Annotated in this window: 13 protein-coding genes; 3 read left to right on the forward strand and 10 right to left on the reverse strand. The window is 68.2% G+C overall.

The features are described from left to right. Positions 1-2 precede the first annotated feature (2 nt). The 7 genes from treZ to rpsP form a co-directional block, all read right to left on the reverse strand. On the reverse strand, positions 3-1,757 hold the full coding sequence (gene treZ, locus ABD655_RS10290; RefSeq protein WP_344713726.1) for a malto-oligosyltrehalose trehalohydrolase: 1,755 nt from the start codon (positions 1,755-1,757) through the stop codon (positions 3-5). Beyond that, positions 1,754-4,162, reverse strand: coding sequence for a malto-oligosyltrehalose synthase (treY, locus tag ABD655_RS10295; RefSeq protein ID WP_344715802.1), 2,409 nt, complete (start codon positions 4,160-4,162; stop codon positions 1,754-1,756). The genes treZ and treY overlap by 4 nt, the downstream gene beginning before the upstream one ends. A gap of 6 nt (positions 4,163-4,168) precedes the next feature. Then, complete coding sequence (glgX, locus tag ABD655_RS10300) at positions 4,169-6,376, reverse strand: glycogen debranching protein GlgX (RefSeq protein WP_344715803.1); 2,208 nt, start codon at positions 6,374-6,376, stop codon at positions 4,169-4,171. 109 nt (positions 6,377-6,485) lie between these two features. After that, the gene (gene trmD, locus ABD655_RS10305) at positions 6,486-7,199 is read right to left on the reverse strand and encodes a tRNA (guanosine(37)-N1)-methyltransferase TrmD (RefSeq protein WP_344713728.1); all 714 of its coding nucleotides are present in this window, start codon (positions 7,197-7,199) and stop codon (positions 6,486-6,488) included. A gap of 1 nt (position 7,200) precedes the next feature. Beyond that, a complete protein-coding gene (rimM, locus tag ABD655_RS10310) occupies positions 7,201-7,866 on the reverse strand; it encodes a ribosome maturation factor RimM (protein WP_344713730.1) in 666 nt (221 codons plus the stop codon). Between the two features lies 1 nt (position 7,867). After that, positions 7,868-8,098, reverse strand: a complete 231-nt coding sequence (locus ABD655_RS10315) for an RNA-binding protein (protein ID WP_257502050.1) — start codon at positions 8,096-8,098, stop codon at positions 7,868-7,870. A gap of 5 nt (positions 8,099-8,103) precedes the next feature. Continuing rightward, positions 8,104-8,517: a 30S ribosomal protein S16 gene (gene rpsP, locus ABD655_RS10320; protein ID WP_344713732.1), complete on the reverse strand. Its 414-nt coding sequence runs from the start codon at positions 8,515-8,517 to the stop codon at positions 8,104-8,106. Positions 8,518-8,752: 235 nt separating this feature from the next. Here rpsP and ABD655_RS10325 point away from each other — a divergent pair, with 235 nt between their 5' ends. After that, entirely contained in the window at positions 8,753-9,916 is a 1,164-nt protein-coding gene (locus tag ABD655_RS10325) for a glutamate--cysteine ligase (protein WP_344713735.1), read from the forward strand. Positions 9,917-9,960: 44 nt separating this feature from the next. Here the strand turns inward: ABD655_RS10325 and ffh are convergent, their stop codons facing one another. Both ffh and ABD655_RS10335 read right to left on the reverse strand, forming a co-directional pair. Then, complete coding sequence (gene ffh, locus ABD655_RS10330; protein ID WP_344713737.1) at positions 9,961-11,517, reverse strand: signal recognition particle protein; 1,557 nt, start codon at positions 11,515-11,517, stop codon at positions 9,961-9,963. A gap of 33 nt (positions 11,518-11,550) precedes the next feature. Then, positions 11,551-12,537 (reverse strand): TetR family transcriptional regulator, encoded by a 987-nt coding sequence (locus ABD655_RS10335; RefSeq protein ID WP_344713738.1) that lies wholly within the window; start codon positions 12,535-12,537, stop codon positions 11,551-11,553. Between the two features lie 71 nt (positions 12,538-12,608). Here ABD655_RS10335 and lipB point away from each other — a divergent pair, with 71 nt between their 5' ends. Both lipB and lipA read left to right on the forward strand, forming a co-directional pair. Beyond that, complete coding sequence (lipB, locus tag ABD655_RS10340) at positions 12,609-13,247, forward strand: lipoyl(octanoyl) transferase LipB (protein ID WP_344713739.1); 639 nt, start codon at positions 12,609-12,611, stop codon at positions 13,245-13,247. After that, on the forward strand, positions 13,244-14,278 hold the full coding sequence (lipA, locus tag ABD655_RS10345) for a lipoyl synthase (RefSeq protein ID WP_344713741.1): 1,035 nt from the start codon (positions 13,244-13,246) through the stop codon (positions 14,276-14,278). The genes lipB and lipA overlap by 4 nt, the downstream gene beginning before the upstream one ends. A gap of 28 nt (positions 14,279-14,306) precedes the next feature. On the opposite strand, the gene ABD655_RS10350 is transcribed toward lipA, so the two are convergent. Beyond that, entirely contained in the window at positions 14,307-14,816 is a 510-nt protein-coding gene (locus ABD655_RS10350; RefSeq protein ID WP_344713743.1) for a DUF1214 domain-containing protein, read from the reverse strand. Positions 14,817-14,826 lie beyond the last annotated feature (10 nt).

Here is a 14,826-nt window from a genome sequence, read left to right on the forward strand (position 1 = left end):
GCTTAATGGGCGGGCTCGACGCGGCCGCGCCGCTCAACCGCGAGAACCATCGCCGACCGCGCCGGAAGCGCGGCGAAGCCGTAGGCGACCGTGCCGCCGGCGTCGGTGGTCAGGAGGACGGCAGAGGTCGCCGGCACGGGCGGCCTCACCGGGACGTGGGAGAAGTTCACAAGGATCTGTGTCAGCCCGCGCGTGAGGCGGAAGACGCGAGTGATCTCATCGGCCTCCGCCTGCACGGAGCCGAACGCCGGGTCGGTGAGGTCGGGCACGTCTCGGCGGAGCGAGATCAGGTCGCGGTAGAGCGTGAGGACGCGGGCGTGCATGCCCTCCGTGCGCTCGTCCCAGTGCAGCGTGGAGCGCACGAACGTCTCGGGGTCCTGGGGATCCGGAACGACGGCCGGATCCCAGCCCATCGCGGCGAACTCGGCGATGCGACCCTCAGCGGTCGCGCGTCCGAGCTCTGGTTCGGGATGCGACGTGAAGAACTGCCACGGTGTCGATGCCGCCCACTCCTCGCCCATGAAGAGCATCGGGGTGAACGGCGAGAGGACCGTGAGCACCGCGGTGATCGCCAGCCCGCCCTCGTCGAGCGTCTGCGACAGGCGGTCGCCGGCGGCTCGATTACCGATCTGATCATGGTCCTGGCTGAACGTCACGAGCCGCGACATCGGTATGCGCGCGTCGATCGGATGACCGTGCTCCCGCCGGCGGAACGAGGACCAGGTGCCGTCGTGGAAGAACCCCCGCGTCGCGACCTTGGTCAGCGCGGCGAGAGGCGCGAAATCGGCGTAGTAGCCCTGCGTCTCGCCCGACACCGCCACGTGGAGGGCATGGTGGTAGTCGTCGCTCCACTGCGCGGTGAGTCCGTAGCCGCCCGCCTCCCGGGCGCTGATCACTTTCGCGTCGTTCAGATCGGACTCGGCGATCAGCGTCAACGGCCGGTTGAGGTGGGCGCTCAGCGCCTCGGTCGCCTCGGCAAGCTCCTGCAGGATGTGAGTGTCCGACGAATCACGAAGGGCGTGCACGGCATCCAGTCGCAGGCCGTCGACGTGGTAGTCGCGCATCCACATCAGCGCGTTCTCGACGATGAAGCTGCGGACCGCCGGCTCGTCGAGATCGACCGACGCGCCCCACGTGTTCTGTTCCGCGTCGCGCAGGTACGGCCCGTACTCGGGCAGGTAGTTGCCGCTCGGACCGAGGTGGTTGTAGACGACGTCCTGAATGACCCCCAGGCCGCGCACATGACACGCCTCGACGAATCGCTGGTAGGCGGCCGGGCCGCCGTAGCCTTCGTGCACCGCGTACCAGAGGACGCCGTCATACCCCCAGTTGTGTGTGCCGTTGAAGGCGTTGACCGGCAGCAGTTCGACGAAGCCGATGCCCAGATCGACAAGATCGTCGAGGCGCGCGATCGCCGAATCGAGCGTGCCCGCAGCGGTGAACGTGCCGACGTGCATCTCGTAGATCACCGAACCGGTGAGCTGGCGGCCCGTCCAAGCCTGATCGCGCCACGAGTGCGCATCGGCGGCAAACCACGCCGATGCCTCGTGCACACCGCGCGGCTGTCGGCGCGAGCGCGGGTCGGGCCGCAGGTCCTCGGCGTCCCCGAGCACGAATCCGTACGCGTCTCCATCGTTCAAGGCGACGGATGCCGTGGCCCACCACCCGTCGTAGCCACGCGCGAGCTCCACGTCGTCCACGCCCGGTCGTCGCAGGCGCACGCGCTCAGCGCGCGGGGCCCACACCTCGAGGGTCATGCGATTCCTCCCTCTGCAACCAGCAGCGCCACCGGATAGGTCGCCAGCACGTCGGCGATGCGCAGGGTGGAACCTTCATAGCGGCGTCCGGTCAGGGCATCCGTCGTCGCGCCCGAGTGCCGCAGCAGCACGGTCTCAGCCCAGCCGCCGCGACGTTGCAGGCCGACAGGCAGACGGGTCGCGACGGTGAGCGCGCCACCGCGGTCGAACGCGACCGCGTGGTCGGAGGCCTCCCCCACGACGGTCATCGGCGTGTAGCGCGTGAAGAGCTCAGAACGTTCGCGCCGCAGGCGCAGCGCACGCGAGGTGACGAGAAGTTTCGCGGCCCCGGATGCATCCACGGTCGGGAGCTCACCGCGTGGGAACCCCTCATCCAGTGCTTTCAGCAGCCGAGCCCGCTCATCGAAGTCCACGGGCCGTCGGTTGTCCGGGTCTACGAGCGAGGTCTCCCACAGTTCGGAGCCCTGGTAGACGTCGGGCACGCCGGGAGAGGTCAGCTGCAGCAGCTTTGCGGACAGCCCGTTGGACCATCCGGCGGGTTCGACTTCCGCGACGAAGTCGGTGACCCCGGCGTTCACCACGGCATCGTCGAAAACGGCGTCCACGACCGCATGCATGCGGGCTTCGAACGCGGCATCCGGATCCCACCAACCGGTTGATTCGGCCGCCTCGCGCGACGCCTTCTCGGCATAGGCGTGCAACCGGTCCCTCGATACCGGCCAGGAGCCGATGATCGCCTGGTAGAGCAGGTTGTCGAACGGGCCGTTCCCGGTCGAGGCGCGGCGGGTCAGATCCAGGAGCACGTCGCTCCAGCGCTGCGGCATCTCCGACAGCACGTCCAGGCGGGCGCGGACATCTTCGCCGCGCTTGGTGTCGTGTGTCGACAGCGTCGTCATGGCGATGGGCCATGACGCCTGCCGCGCAGCCTGCGCGCGGTGGAAGCCGTCGACCGAGAGCGAGAAGACGGACGGGTCGGCGCCGACCTCGGTCAGCGACCCCAGCCGCGTGTACCGGTAGAACGCGGTGTCCTCCACGCCCTTCGCCATCACCGGCCCGGTGGTCTGCTGGAAGCGGCGGGCGACCTCGAGGGACGGATCGGCGAGCACGGGAACCAGCCCCGCGATCGCTTCGGCGAGGTCGGGACGGCGGACCGTGGCCTCGGCAGCCGCCAGATCGAGGTGCTCACGGCCGGCGGGCAGGTAGGAGCGGTACACCGGGAAGGACGCGAGCAGCTCGGCGATCGCGTCGGTCGCCTGAGACGCGTCGACCGGGCCGGTCGTCGATGCGGCCGGGAGCTCGCGCACCAGCCGTGCGACTTCGGCGCCCTGGATCGTGTCCGCGATCATCCGCTTCGTCTCATGGATGAGATCCGGGTAGGCGGGCGCGTCGCCTCCCCGCAATCGGGTCTCCAGCGCGTTCAGTGGCGCTTCTCCTCGGGGATCGATCAGGACGCGGTCGATCAGGGCGAGTGCGTCGTACCCGGTCGTCCCGTCCGTCTCCCACCATCCGGCCAACTCCTCGCCGTGCTCGAGGATCTTCTCGACCAGCACGTAGGCATGTCCGGTCGCGGCGGCGAGTCGTTCGAGGTACCCACCGGGATCGAGCAGCCCGTCGGGGTGATCCACCCGGATGCCGTCGGCCAGACCTTCGCGGAGCCAGCGCAGCACTTCGGCGTGGGACTCGTCGAACACCCACGGAATCTCCACCCGCACCCCGGCAAGCGTCGTCACTGCGAAGAATCGCCGGTAGTTCAGTTCCGCGGCCTCGCGCCGCCAGAAGACGGCCTCCCAATGCTGAGCATCCAAGATCTGCCGGATGACCTCAGGGTCATCCAGTGCGGCGCTGCCGAGGCCGACCACGGGGAACGGAATCGAATCGGAGGCGAGCGGGAGGGTGTGCTCGCCGTAGAAGCGTACGATCCCGTGGGCCCCCGCCACCGTCGCACCCGGCTCGATGACCACATCACCGGCCGTGATCACGTCATCGAGGCCGGCACCCAGGATCGGCACGCGGATCCGGCCGGCGCCGTACTCCCAGTCGATGTCGAACGCCTCGGCGTATCGGGAGTCGCGACCGCGCGTCAGAACGTCCCACCACCACGGATTCTGCCCCGGCTGCGAGATGCCCATGTGGTTGGGAACGATGTCGATCAGGATCCCCAGGCCGGCCGCACGTGCGGCCGCGGCGAACCGCTCCAGTCCTGCAGAGCCGCCCCGGACCGGGTCGACCATCGAAGGGTCGACGACGTCGTATCCGTGGTCGGATCCCTCCGTCGCGCGCAGCAGCGGAGAAAGATAGGCCCACGACACCCCGAGGTCACGCAGATAGCGGGTGACTCCGGCCGCGGCATCCAGATCGAAATCCCGGCGGATCTGCAGACGATAGGTCGACTTCGGCTGCGCCACCACGTCCTACCGCTCCAGCTCCGACTTGGGCGCATGGCCGGGCATCGTGATGGTGTCGGTCAGCGCCGCCAGCGAGGCTGCCACCGAGTGGTCGATCTCCGGCTCGGGCAGTTCGTGCTCGCAGAGCACCATGAGTGCTTTGGGCGGCAGGCGCACGGAGGTTCCGGGCTGCAAGGGCTCGCTGTCGGCCTGCTCCCCGGCCGTGTCGACCAGAACGTCCCACTTCGGGCTGAACGCGGTCTCGGGGATGTGGAAGTCGATGCCGTCCTCGCCGGCGTTGAACAGGATGATGAAGTGCTTGTCGACGATGGGCTCGCCGCGGTGATCCCGCTCGCGGATGCCGCGGCCGTTGAGGAAGACACCCACTGCCCGACCGAAGCCGGAGTCCCAATCCTCCGGCTGCATGACGCTGCCATCCGGGCGCAGCCAGGCGATGTCGGGGAGGCCCTGCCCGACCTCCATCTTCACCGGACGGCCGTTGAAGAACCGACGGCGACGGAAGGTGGGGTGGTCGCGTCGCAGTCGTGCCAGAGCGGCGGTGAACTCCACGAGCGGCTGATCGACGTTGTCCCAGTCGACCCAGGTCAGCTCGTTGTCCTGCGCGTAGCCGTTGTTGTTCCCCTGCTGCGTCCGGCCCAGCTCATCTCCGTGCAGCAGCATCGGAACCCCTTGCGAGAGCAGCAGGGTCGCGATGAAGTTGCGCTGCTGCCGCGCGCGCATCGTGTTGACTTCGGGATCGTCCGTCGGGCCCTCGACGCCGAAATTCATCGCGCGATTGTCGTCGGCGCCGTCGTTGCCGTCCTCGCCGTTCGCGTCGTTGTGCTTGTGCTCGTAGCTGACCAGGTCGCGCAGCGTGAAGCCGTCGTGGGCGGTGACGAAGTTGATCGACGCCACCGGCCGGCGGCCGGAGTGCTCGTAGAGATCGGCGGAGCCGGTCAGCCGTGAGGCGAACTCGCCGAGCGCCTGCGGCTCGCCGCGCCAGAAGTCGCGCACGGTGTCACGGTACTGACCGTTCCACTCGGTCCATTGCGGCGGGAAGTTGCCGACCTGATAGCCGCCGGGGCCGACATCCCACGGTTCGGCGATGAGCTTGACCTGGGAGACGACCGGATCCTGCTGTACGAGCTCGAAGAAGGTCGCGAGCTTGTCGACGTCGTAGAACTCTCGCGCCAGCGTGGAAGCCAGGTCGAAGCGGAACCCGTCGACGTGCATCTCGAGCACCCAGTAGCGCAGGGAGTCCATGATCAGTTGCAGGGCGTGCGGATTGCCGACGTTCAGGCTGTTTCCGGTGCCGGTGTAGTCGGTGTAATACCGCTTGTCGTCGTCTTCGAGCCGGTAGTACGCGGCGTTGTCGATGCCGCGCATCGACAGCATCGGACCCATGTGATTGCCTTCGGCGGTGTGGTTGTACACAACGTCGAGGATGACCTCGATGCCCGCCGCATGCAGGGCCCGGACCATGCCCTTGAACTCCTCGACCTGCTGCCCCTGCTCGCCGGTGGCGGCATAGGTGTTCTGCGGCGCCAGGAACGCGATCGTGTTGTAGCCCCAGTAGTTCGACAGCCCCTTCTCCTGCAGCGTCGAGTCGTCGACGAACTGGTGGACCGGCATGAGCTCGATGGCGGTCACCCCGAGCTTCTTGAGGTGATCGATGATCACCGGGTGAGCGACCGCACTGTACGTGCCGCGGATCTCCTCGGGGATCCCCGGGTGCCGCTCCGTCAGGCCCTTCACGTGCGCCTCGTAGATGAAGGTCTCCGAGTACGGCGTCTTCGGCAGCCGGTCGCCCGCCCAATCGAAGAAGGGGTTCACGACGACGGCCTTCATCATGGCTGTCGCGGAGTCCTCGTCGTTGCGTGAGTCCGGGTCTCCGAAGTCGTACCCGAAGACGGCCTGGCTCCATTCGACCTGGCCCTCGACGGCCTTCGCGTAGGGATCCAGAAGAAGCTTGTTCGGGTTGAATCGAGCCCCGGTCGACGGGTCGTACTCGCCGTGCACCCGGTATCCGTATCGCTGGCCAGGACGCACCTGCGGCAGGTACGCATGCCACACGTATGCGTCGACATCGATCATCTCGACGCGCGTCTCTTTGCCCCGCTCGCCGAAGAGGCACAGCTCGACCCGCTGGGCGCTTTCGCTGAAGAGCGCGAAATTCGTTCCATTGCCGTCGAAAGTCGCGCCGAGCGGGTAGCTCGAACCGGGCCAGGTCTGCACATCGTCTCCGTCGTCTCGCGGCACGGGCTCATCCAGCACCGGCGGGGAGTCCCACATTAGTGGTCGCGGATGCGAGGTACCGGGGGCTTGCGCGAACGCCCGCGGCGGTTCAGTCCTCGTCGGAGAGCAGGTCCGGTCGGCGATCCCGCGTCCGCACCAGTTGCTGCTCGCGACGCCACGCGGCGATTGCGCCGTGGTTGCCGCTCAGCAGTACCGGCGGCACCTCCAGGCCCCGCCAGGAGGCGGGTTTGGTGTAGGACGGATACTCGAGCAGTCCGTCCTCGTGGGATTCCTCGACCAGGCTCGCGGGGTTTCCCACCACACCCGGGATGAGCCGCGCGATCGCCTCGATCATCGCCATCGCCGCGACCTCGCCCCCGTTCAACACGTAGTCGCCGAGGCTCACGAGCCGCACCTCGCCCAGCGATGCCGCGTGTGCGAACACGCGCTCGTCGATCCCCTCGTAGCGGCCGCAGCCGAAGACCAGATGCCGGCGTCCGGCGAGCTCACGGGCCGTCGCCTGGGTGAACACCTCACCGGCCGGCGAGGGAAAGAGGAAGAGCGGGCGGGAATCGGTCTCCGCGGCGAGCCCCGCATCGACGGCGATCGCCTCCAGCGCCTCACCCCAGGGCTCGGGTTTCATCACCATGCCGGCGCCGCCGCCGTACGGTGTGTCATCGACGGTGCGGTGCCGGTCGTGCGCCCAGTCACGCAGATCGTGCACACGCACGTCCAGCAGGCCATTGCCGCGGGCCCTGCCCAGCAGCGACACCTCGAGGACGTCGAAGAACGCCGGAAAGATCGAGACGACGTCGATGCGCACGTCAGGCCTCCGCGGGATCGTCCTCGTCGGCGGGCGTCGCTTCTGCGCCGGAACCAGCGGGCTCCTCGGGCGTCTCATCGCCGTCCTCGGCGGGGAGATCCTCGAACAGGCCGGCCGGGGGCGTCACGTAGACGCGGCCGGCGGCGATATCGACCTCGGGCACGATGGCCTTGACGAAAGGCACAAGCACTTCCTGGTCGCCGCGGACCCGTACGGTCAGCAGGTCCTGCGCGGGGAAGTGATCGATGCGGATGACGCGGCCCACGACCTCGCCGTCGCGGACGACGTCGAGCCCGATCAACTGGTGGTCGTACCAGGCGTCGTCTTCGGCGGGGATCTCGGCGGGATCCTGATCGATCCAGAGGATCGCCCGGACGAGTTCTTCTGCCCCCGCGCGGTCATCGACTCCCTCGAAGAAGGCGACGGCGTGCGTGTTCATCCACCGGAACTCGCGCACCGTGAGGACTTTGCCGTGCCAGGGCGATGACTCGGGAACCTGCAGGGTGAAGGACGCGCCAGGAGTGAACCGACCCTCGGGATCGTCCGTATACAGCTCGAGCTTGAGCGCTCCCTTGAGCCCGTGCGCTTTGACCAGACGGCCGACACGCAGCTGAGTCTTGGCGGACTTCGGCGGACGGGCCTGAGCAGAGTCTTCGGAGTCGGCCACGTCAGTCGTCCGCGACGTCGACGCGAACGCGCCGGCCGTCTGCGAGTGCAGTGATCAGCGTGCGCAGGGCTTTCGCCGTGCGGCCGCCGCGCCCGATCACGCGACCCCGATCATCCGGGTGCACATGAACCTCCAGGACGTCGCCACGCGGGGACGTCGAAGAGCGGATGGCCACGTCGTCCGGGTGATCCACGATCCCCTTGACGACATGCTCGAGCGCGGCGGCGAGCACCACGATTACTCTGCGTCGGTCGCGGCGTCGGCGTCAGCCGCTGCCGGGGCCTCGGCTGCGGGCGCCTTGTCAGCCTTGGGCTTGATGACGACCTTCTTCTTCGCGTCGATCTCGAACGGAGCCTTCGGCTCCTTGACCTTGACGGTCGAGACTGCGTCGGGGTCGCCCTTGAACTTGCCCCAGTCGCCGGTCAGCTTCAGGAGCGCGGCAACCTGCTCGGTCGGCTGGGCGCCGACACTGAGCCAGTACTGCGCGCGATCGGAGTCGACCTCGATGAACGAGGGCTCCTCGGTCGGGTGGTACTGACCGATTTCTTCGATGACTCGGCCATCGCGCTTGGTGCGCGAGTCGGCGACGACGATGCGGTAGTACGGCGCACGGATCTTGCCCAGGCGCTTGAGACGGATCTTGACAGCCACGATTCTCCAGAACTGTGTGAAAGAGGAAACGAACTGATCGCCTGGAGCGTGGGGTGCACACCCGGCGGAAGCTCTAAGGAGGATCTCCGCGCTGGATAGAGGGTCGAGCGGGTGATCCGACCCCCTATTCTCCCACATCGCGGCCCCACCCGCGAACAGACGGCCCCGCCCGCAACAGACTGGTCGGAGGGACCGAATGCGTGGGATCACGGCATCCACATGGCAAACTGTGCGAATGACGGTGCCCTTCGCGACTTCCGCCCGCTCGTCGGTGGGTCTGGAGTGGGAGCTGATGCTCGCCGATGGGGAGAGCGGGGACCTGGTTCCCCGGGCTCCCGAGCTGATCGCCGCGCTCGAGGACAGCACCGCCCTCGAGCGCTACACGGTGACCGGAGAGCTTCTCACGAATACGGTGGAAGTCACCAGCGGCATCGGCAGCACCGTCGCCGCCGCCGTCGACGACATCGCGGATGCGATCGCCGCGATCCGGACCGTGACCAACCCCATGGAGGTCGAGCTGCTCTGCGCGGGTAGCCACCCGTTCGCTCAGTGGTTCGACCAGCAGGTCACCGACAAGACCCGCTACCACAAGCTCATCGAGCGCACGCAGTGGTGGGGGCGGAACATGATGATCTGGGGCATCCACGTCCACGTCGGTGTCGAGGACGTCAACAAGGTCTTCCCGATCATCAACGCCCTCGCGGTCTACCTGCCGCACCTTCAGGCTCTCTCGGCATCGAGCCCGTTCTGGGCGGGCGACCGCACCGGTTACGCGTCCAACCGGTCCTTGGTATTCCAGCAGCTTCCCACGGCGGGTCTCCCCTGGCCGCTGCAGAACTGGTCGGAGTTCGAGTCATACCTGCACGACATGGTCGCGACCGGCGTCATCGCCGACGCCACCGAGGTGCGGTGGGACATCCGCCCCGCCCCGCGCTGGGGAACGATCGAAGTGCGCGCCTGCGACGGCATGTCCACGCTGCCCGAACTGGCGGCTGTCGCCTCGCTGGTGCAGGTGCTCGTGGAGCACTTCTCGCGCGAGCTGGACGAAGGACGCCCGTTGCCGTCGATCCAGCCCTGGTTCGTACGCGAGAACAAGTGGCGAGCCGCGCGCTACGGCCTCGACGCGCGGATCATCGTGGACAGCGAGGGCACGCAGCGTCCGGTCCGCGATCATCTCCGCGAGACGATGGCACAGCTCGAGGATGTCGCGGCGGAACTCAAATGCGCGCGCGAGTTCGCGGGCCTGGAGACGATCATGACGCAGGGTGCCAGCTACGCCCGTCAGGAGTTGGTGGCCGATGCCGCGGACGGAGACCTTCGAGAGGTCGTGCAGCATCTGATCCGCGAGTTCCGCGCCGGTCCCACCCTGCGCGAGCACCTCGCGTCGCTCGGCCACTGAGCACCGGGGCGCCTACCCGGAGCGGGGATGCCGCGGAGGGGGACTCAGCCGCGACCGAGGAGCTTCTGCAGCTCGGCCAGCTCGGCTTCGCTGGGCGCACCCTTGGCTGCCCCGAGACCGAACCCCGAACCGCTGGGCGCCGCGGGGACGGATGCCGCAATGCCGGCGTTCTCGGCGGCGCGCTTGGCCGGGTTTCCCGACCGCGACCCCTTCGCCTTCTGCTGCTTGCCCCGCTTCGTCGACGCGCCCGGACGAGTGCCCGGAATCGGGCCCATGCCGGGGATGTTGGGCGTTCCGCCGCGGGCGACGGTCTTCATCATCTTGGCGGCCTGCTCGAACCGGTTGACCAGCGCATTGACATCGGTCACGGTCATTCCTGAGCCGCGTGCGATGCGCAGGCGGCGCGATCCGTTCAGCACCTTGGGGTTGCGGCGCTCTGTGGGCGTCATCGAGCGGATGATCGCCTCGGTGCGGTCCAGGTCCTTCTCGTCGAAGTCCTCGAGCTGCTGCTTCATCGAGCCCATGCCGGGGAGCATCCCCAGCATCTTCTTCATCGAGCCCATCTTCTTCAGCTGCTGCATCTGATCGAGGAAGTCCTCGAGCGTGAAGCTGTCGGTCGCGAGCTTCTCTGCCATCTTCATGGCTTCGGTCTCGTCGAAGGCCTGCTGAGCCTGCTCGATGAGGGTCAGGATGTCGCCGAGGTCGAGGATCCGCGAGGCCATACGGTCGGGGTGGAACGGCTCGAGGTCGTCCAGTCCCTCACCCGTGGACGCGTAGATGATGGGGCGTCCGGTCACCGAAGCCACCGACAGCGCTGCGCCGCCCCGCGAGTCGCCGTCCAGCTTGGAGAGCACGACGCCGGTGAAGTCCACGCCCTCCTGGAAGGCCTTGGCCGTGTTGACGGCATCCTGACCGGTCAGCGCGTCGATGACGAACAGGACCTCGTCGGGATCGGTGGCCTTGCGGATGTCGGATGCCTGCTTCATCATCTCCGCGTCCACGCCGAGGCGTCCCGCGGTGTCGATGATGACGACGTCGTGCTGCTGACGCCGTGCGACCTCGACGCCGTCGCGGGCGACCTTCACGGGGTCGCCGACGCCGTTGCCGGGCTCGGGGGCGTAGATCGCGGCGCCGGCCTGGCCGGCGACGACCTGAAGCTGGTTCACCGCGTTCGGTCGCTGCAGGTCTGCCGCGATCAGCAGCGGCGTGTGCCCGTCCTTCTCCAGCAGCTTGGCGAGCTTGCCGGCGAAGGTCGTCTTGCCCGAGCCCTGAAGGCCGGCGAGCATGATGATCGTCGGCGGCGTCTTCGCGAACTGCAGGCGGCGCTGCTGACCACCGAGGATCGCGACGAGCTCCTCATTGACGATCTGCACGACCTGCTGGGCGGGGTTGAGCGCCTTGCTGACCTCATCGCCCAGCGCGCGCTCGCGTACCTTCGCGGTGAAGTCCTTCACCACGGGCAGCGCGACATCCGCGTCCAGCAGGGCGCGGCGGATCTCCCGGACCGTTCCGTCCACGTCCGCGGGCGTCAGCTTGCCCTTGGTGCGGAGGTTGCGGAAGGTATCGGTGAGGCGATCTGAGAGCGTGCCGAAGGTTGCCATAGTGCTCCAAGTTTACGTGAGCGGATCGTCCGCTCAGTCTTCGCCGAGCTCCTGGAAGATCGTGAGCTGCAGGTCGGCCGGCGCGCGCAGGCGCGCGTTGATCGAGCGCCACGGCGTCTCACGAGCGGATGCCTCGACCCGAGCACCGGCCCGCACGAGCCGCTGCACGGTGGCGGGGGTGTCCTCGACCTCGAACGCGACGCGGATCCGAGCGCTGGAACCGCCATCGGTCTCGACCCGATCGATCAGGGAGACCTGGCCCGGGTTGGCCAGCTCCAGGGTCGCCTCGCCCGCGCCGAGGATGACCACGCGGGCGTCGCCGTCTCCCTCGTAGGACTCTCGCTCGGGCAGGCCCAGCTCGTCGCGGTAGAACCGGACCGCGGAGTCGAAGTCGGGAGCCTGGACCACGACGCGCAGCTGACGCACCGTCGACGATGCCTCCGCAGCAACGCTGTGCACCGCACCGAGAGCCGCGTCGAGCATACGAGGCAGGGGCGTGCGCCCCGCACCGTCCTCAGCCCACGCGTCCAGGGCCGCGAGCACGGCGCCCGCGAACGCGGCGCCGATCACGTCGGCGCGCAGCCGATCTGCGCCCCCGCGCCGCAGCCGCTCGGACACGGCGCGCGCGATCCGCGACCGGCGCAACGAGGCCTCCCGTTCCAGCTCGTCGACCAGTCCCATCGCGGCTGCGTTCACGAGCGCCAGGGCGAGGCTGTCCGGCGCGAAGTCCGCGGCGATGGCCGCGGTCGCCGCGCGCACGTCGGCCCCGGCATCCGTCGTCTGATCCTCCGCGAGGCGCTGCTGCAGCTGTGCGATGCGTTCGTCCAGACCCGCCCACAGGATGTCGCCTTTGGAGGCGAAGTAGTTGAAGAAGCTGGAGCGGCTGACGCCCGCGCGCTGGGCGATGTCTGCGATCGACGTCGCTTCGTACCCCTGCTCGAGGAACAGTTCGCACGCGGCTTCGGCGAGAGTCTCTCGAGAAGAGGCGCGGGGCCGGCCGGTTCGCGAATCGGCATTCATGACCCCACCTTACGGTTGCCGCGCGCATAGTATTTGTACCGAGTACAACAACACTCGCGAAGGGACCCCTCGTGCTCGAGATCATTTCCGCCGGCCTTGCTCCGGATTACGTGCCCTATCACGACGGGTGGGAGCTGCAACGGCGGATCCACGCCGATGTGCTCTGCGGTGACCGACCCGACACGCTGCTCCTGCTCGAGCATGAGGCCGTCTACACAGCCGGCAGGCGAACCGAGCCGCAGGAACGACCGAGCGATGGCACGCCGGTCATCGACGTCGACCGCGGCGGCAAGATCACGTGGCACGGCCCGGGGCAGCTCGTCGGGTACCCGATCGTGCGCCTGCCCGAGCCGGTCGACGTGGTCGCCCACGTCCGTCGCCTCGAGCGACTGCTGATCGACGCCCTGCGGGAGCACGGGGTGTCGGGATACCGCATCGAGGGCCGCAGCGGCGTGTGGGTACGGCGGCCGCTGTCAGAGGACAAGGTCGCGGCGATCGGCGTCCGCGTGGAGAAGGGCGTCACCATGCACGGCTTCGCGGTCAATTGCGACAACACTCTCGCCGGGTTCCGCGCCATCATCCCGTGCGGGATCACCGACGCCGGGGTCACCACCGTCAGCGAGGTGGTCGCGCGGGATGTCGCGCCCGCAGACCTGATCGACTCGATCGTCTCCGTCTTCGAAGCCGAGTACGCCGGGGTACCGGCGTGAGCGGCTGCGCGACCGGAAGCACGGCATCCACTCCCGCCGCCGCGCCCGGCGGCCGCAAGCTGCTCCGGCTCGAGGTGCGCAATGCGCAGACACCCATCGAGCGGAAACCGGAGTGGATCAAGACCCGCGCGAAGATGGGTCCCGAGTACACGGCGCTGCACTCCCTGGTCAAGGAGGAAGGCCTGCACACGGTGTGTCAGGAGGCCGGCTGCCCCAACATCTACGAATGCTGGGAGGATCGCGAGGCGACGTTCCTGATCGGCGGATCGCAGTGCACGCGACGCTGCGATTTCTGCCAGATCGACACCGGCAAGCCCGCCGACTACGACACGGACGAGCCGCGCCGGGTGGCCGAGAGCGTGCAGAAGATGCGGTTGCGCTACGCCACGGTGACCGGCGTCGCGCGCGACGATCTGCCGGACGAGGGCGCGTGGCTGCACGCCGAGACGGTGCGCCGCATCCACGCCGACAACCCCGGCACCGGCGTCGAGATCCTCGCGACGGACTTCTCGGGCAATCCCGATCTGCTGCGGACCGTGTTCGAATCGCGGCCGGAGGTGTTCGCGCACAACGTCGAGACGGTGCCGCGCATCTTCAAGCGCATCCGACCGGCGTTCCGCTACGAGCGCTCGTTGGACGTTCTCACGCGGGCCCGCGAGTTCGGACTCATCACCAAGTCGAACCTGATCCTGGGTATGGGCGAGGAGCCCGCCGAGGTCGTACAGGCGCTGCAGGACCTGCATGATGCGGGGACCGACATCATCACGATCACGCAGTACCTGCGCCCGTCGCCCCGCCACCTGCCCGTGGACCGGTGGGTCAAGCCCGCGGAGTTCGTCCAGTTCAAGGAGGAGGCGGAGCGGATCGGCTTCCTCGGTGTCCTGGCCGGCCCGCTGGTGCGCTCGTCGTATCGTGCGGGACGCCTGTGGGCGCAGTCGATGATCTCGAAGGGGCGCGACATCCCCCAGGGCCTCTCGCACCTGGCGCAGGACATCGCGCACGAGGGCCTGACGTTCTCCCAGGCGGTGTGAGGCGGGTTGCGCGGACACCCTCGCGGGGCTACGCGGCGATGTGCGGGAACACCCAGCTGCCGTCGAGCACCTCAGGACGGGGCCGATACAGCCGAACCAGATAGTTCCACCCCTCGGTGACCGGGATGGCGTTGGGAACGTCCCGCGGGTAGTCGCCGAACCGCACCGTCGTGGACCCGTCCGCGTTCTTCACTCCCGTGATGTTGTTCGCGGTGTGGGCCTCGCGCTCGTTGGGCTCGAAGTACCCCTTCGCGTTGTACACCGAGATCGACCAGAACCCGTCGACGGGGACAACCATCGCCGACAGATATCGGTCGCCATGCTCAGGCAGAGTGAGCGTCGCTCCCCGACGGACGTCGACGACCGCGAAGCTGTACAGCGTGTCCCGGTTGAGCCGGATCACGGTCTGCTCGTCGATCGCGGCAGGCTTGCGATTGTGGAGGAAGCGGTTGACCCCGCCCGCGCTGTCCTGCAGCTCGCGGAACATGCGGTCCGTCTCGGCGCGAGCGAAGTTGTCGGCGTTCACAGGAGTGGACACGAACCGGATC

It is taken from the genome of Microbacterium terregens (assembly GCF_039534975.1).
GTDB lineage: Bacteria > Actinomycetota > Actinomycetes > Actinomycetales > Microbacteriaceae > Microbacterium > Microbacterium terregens.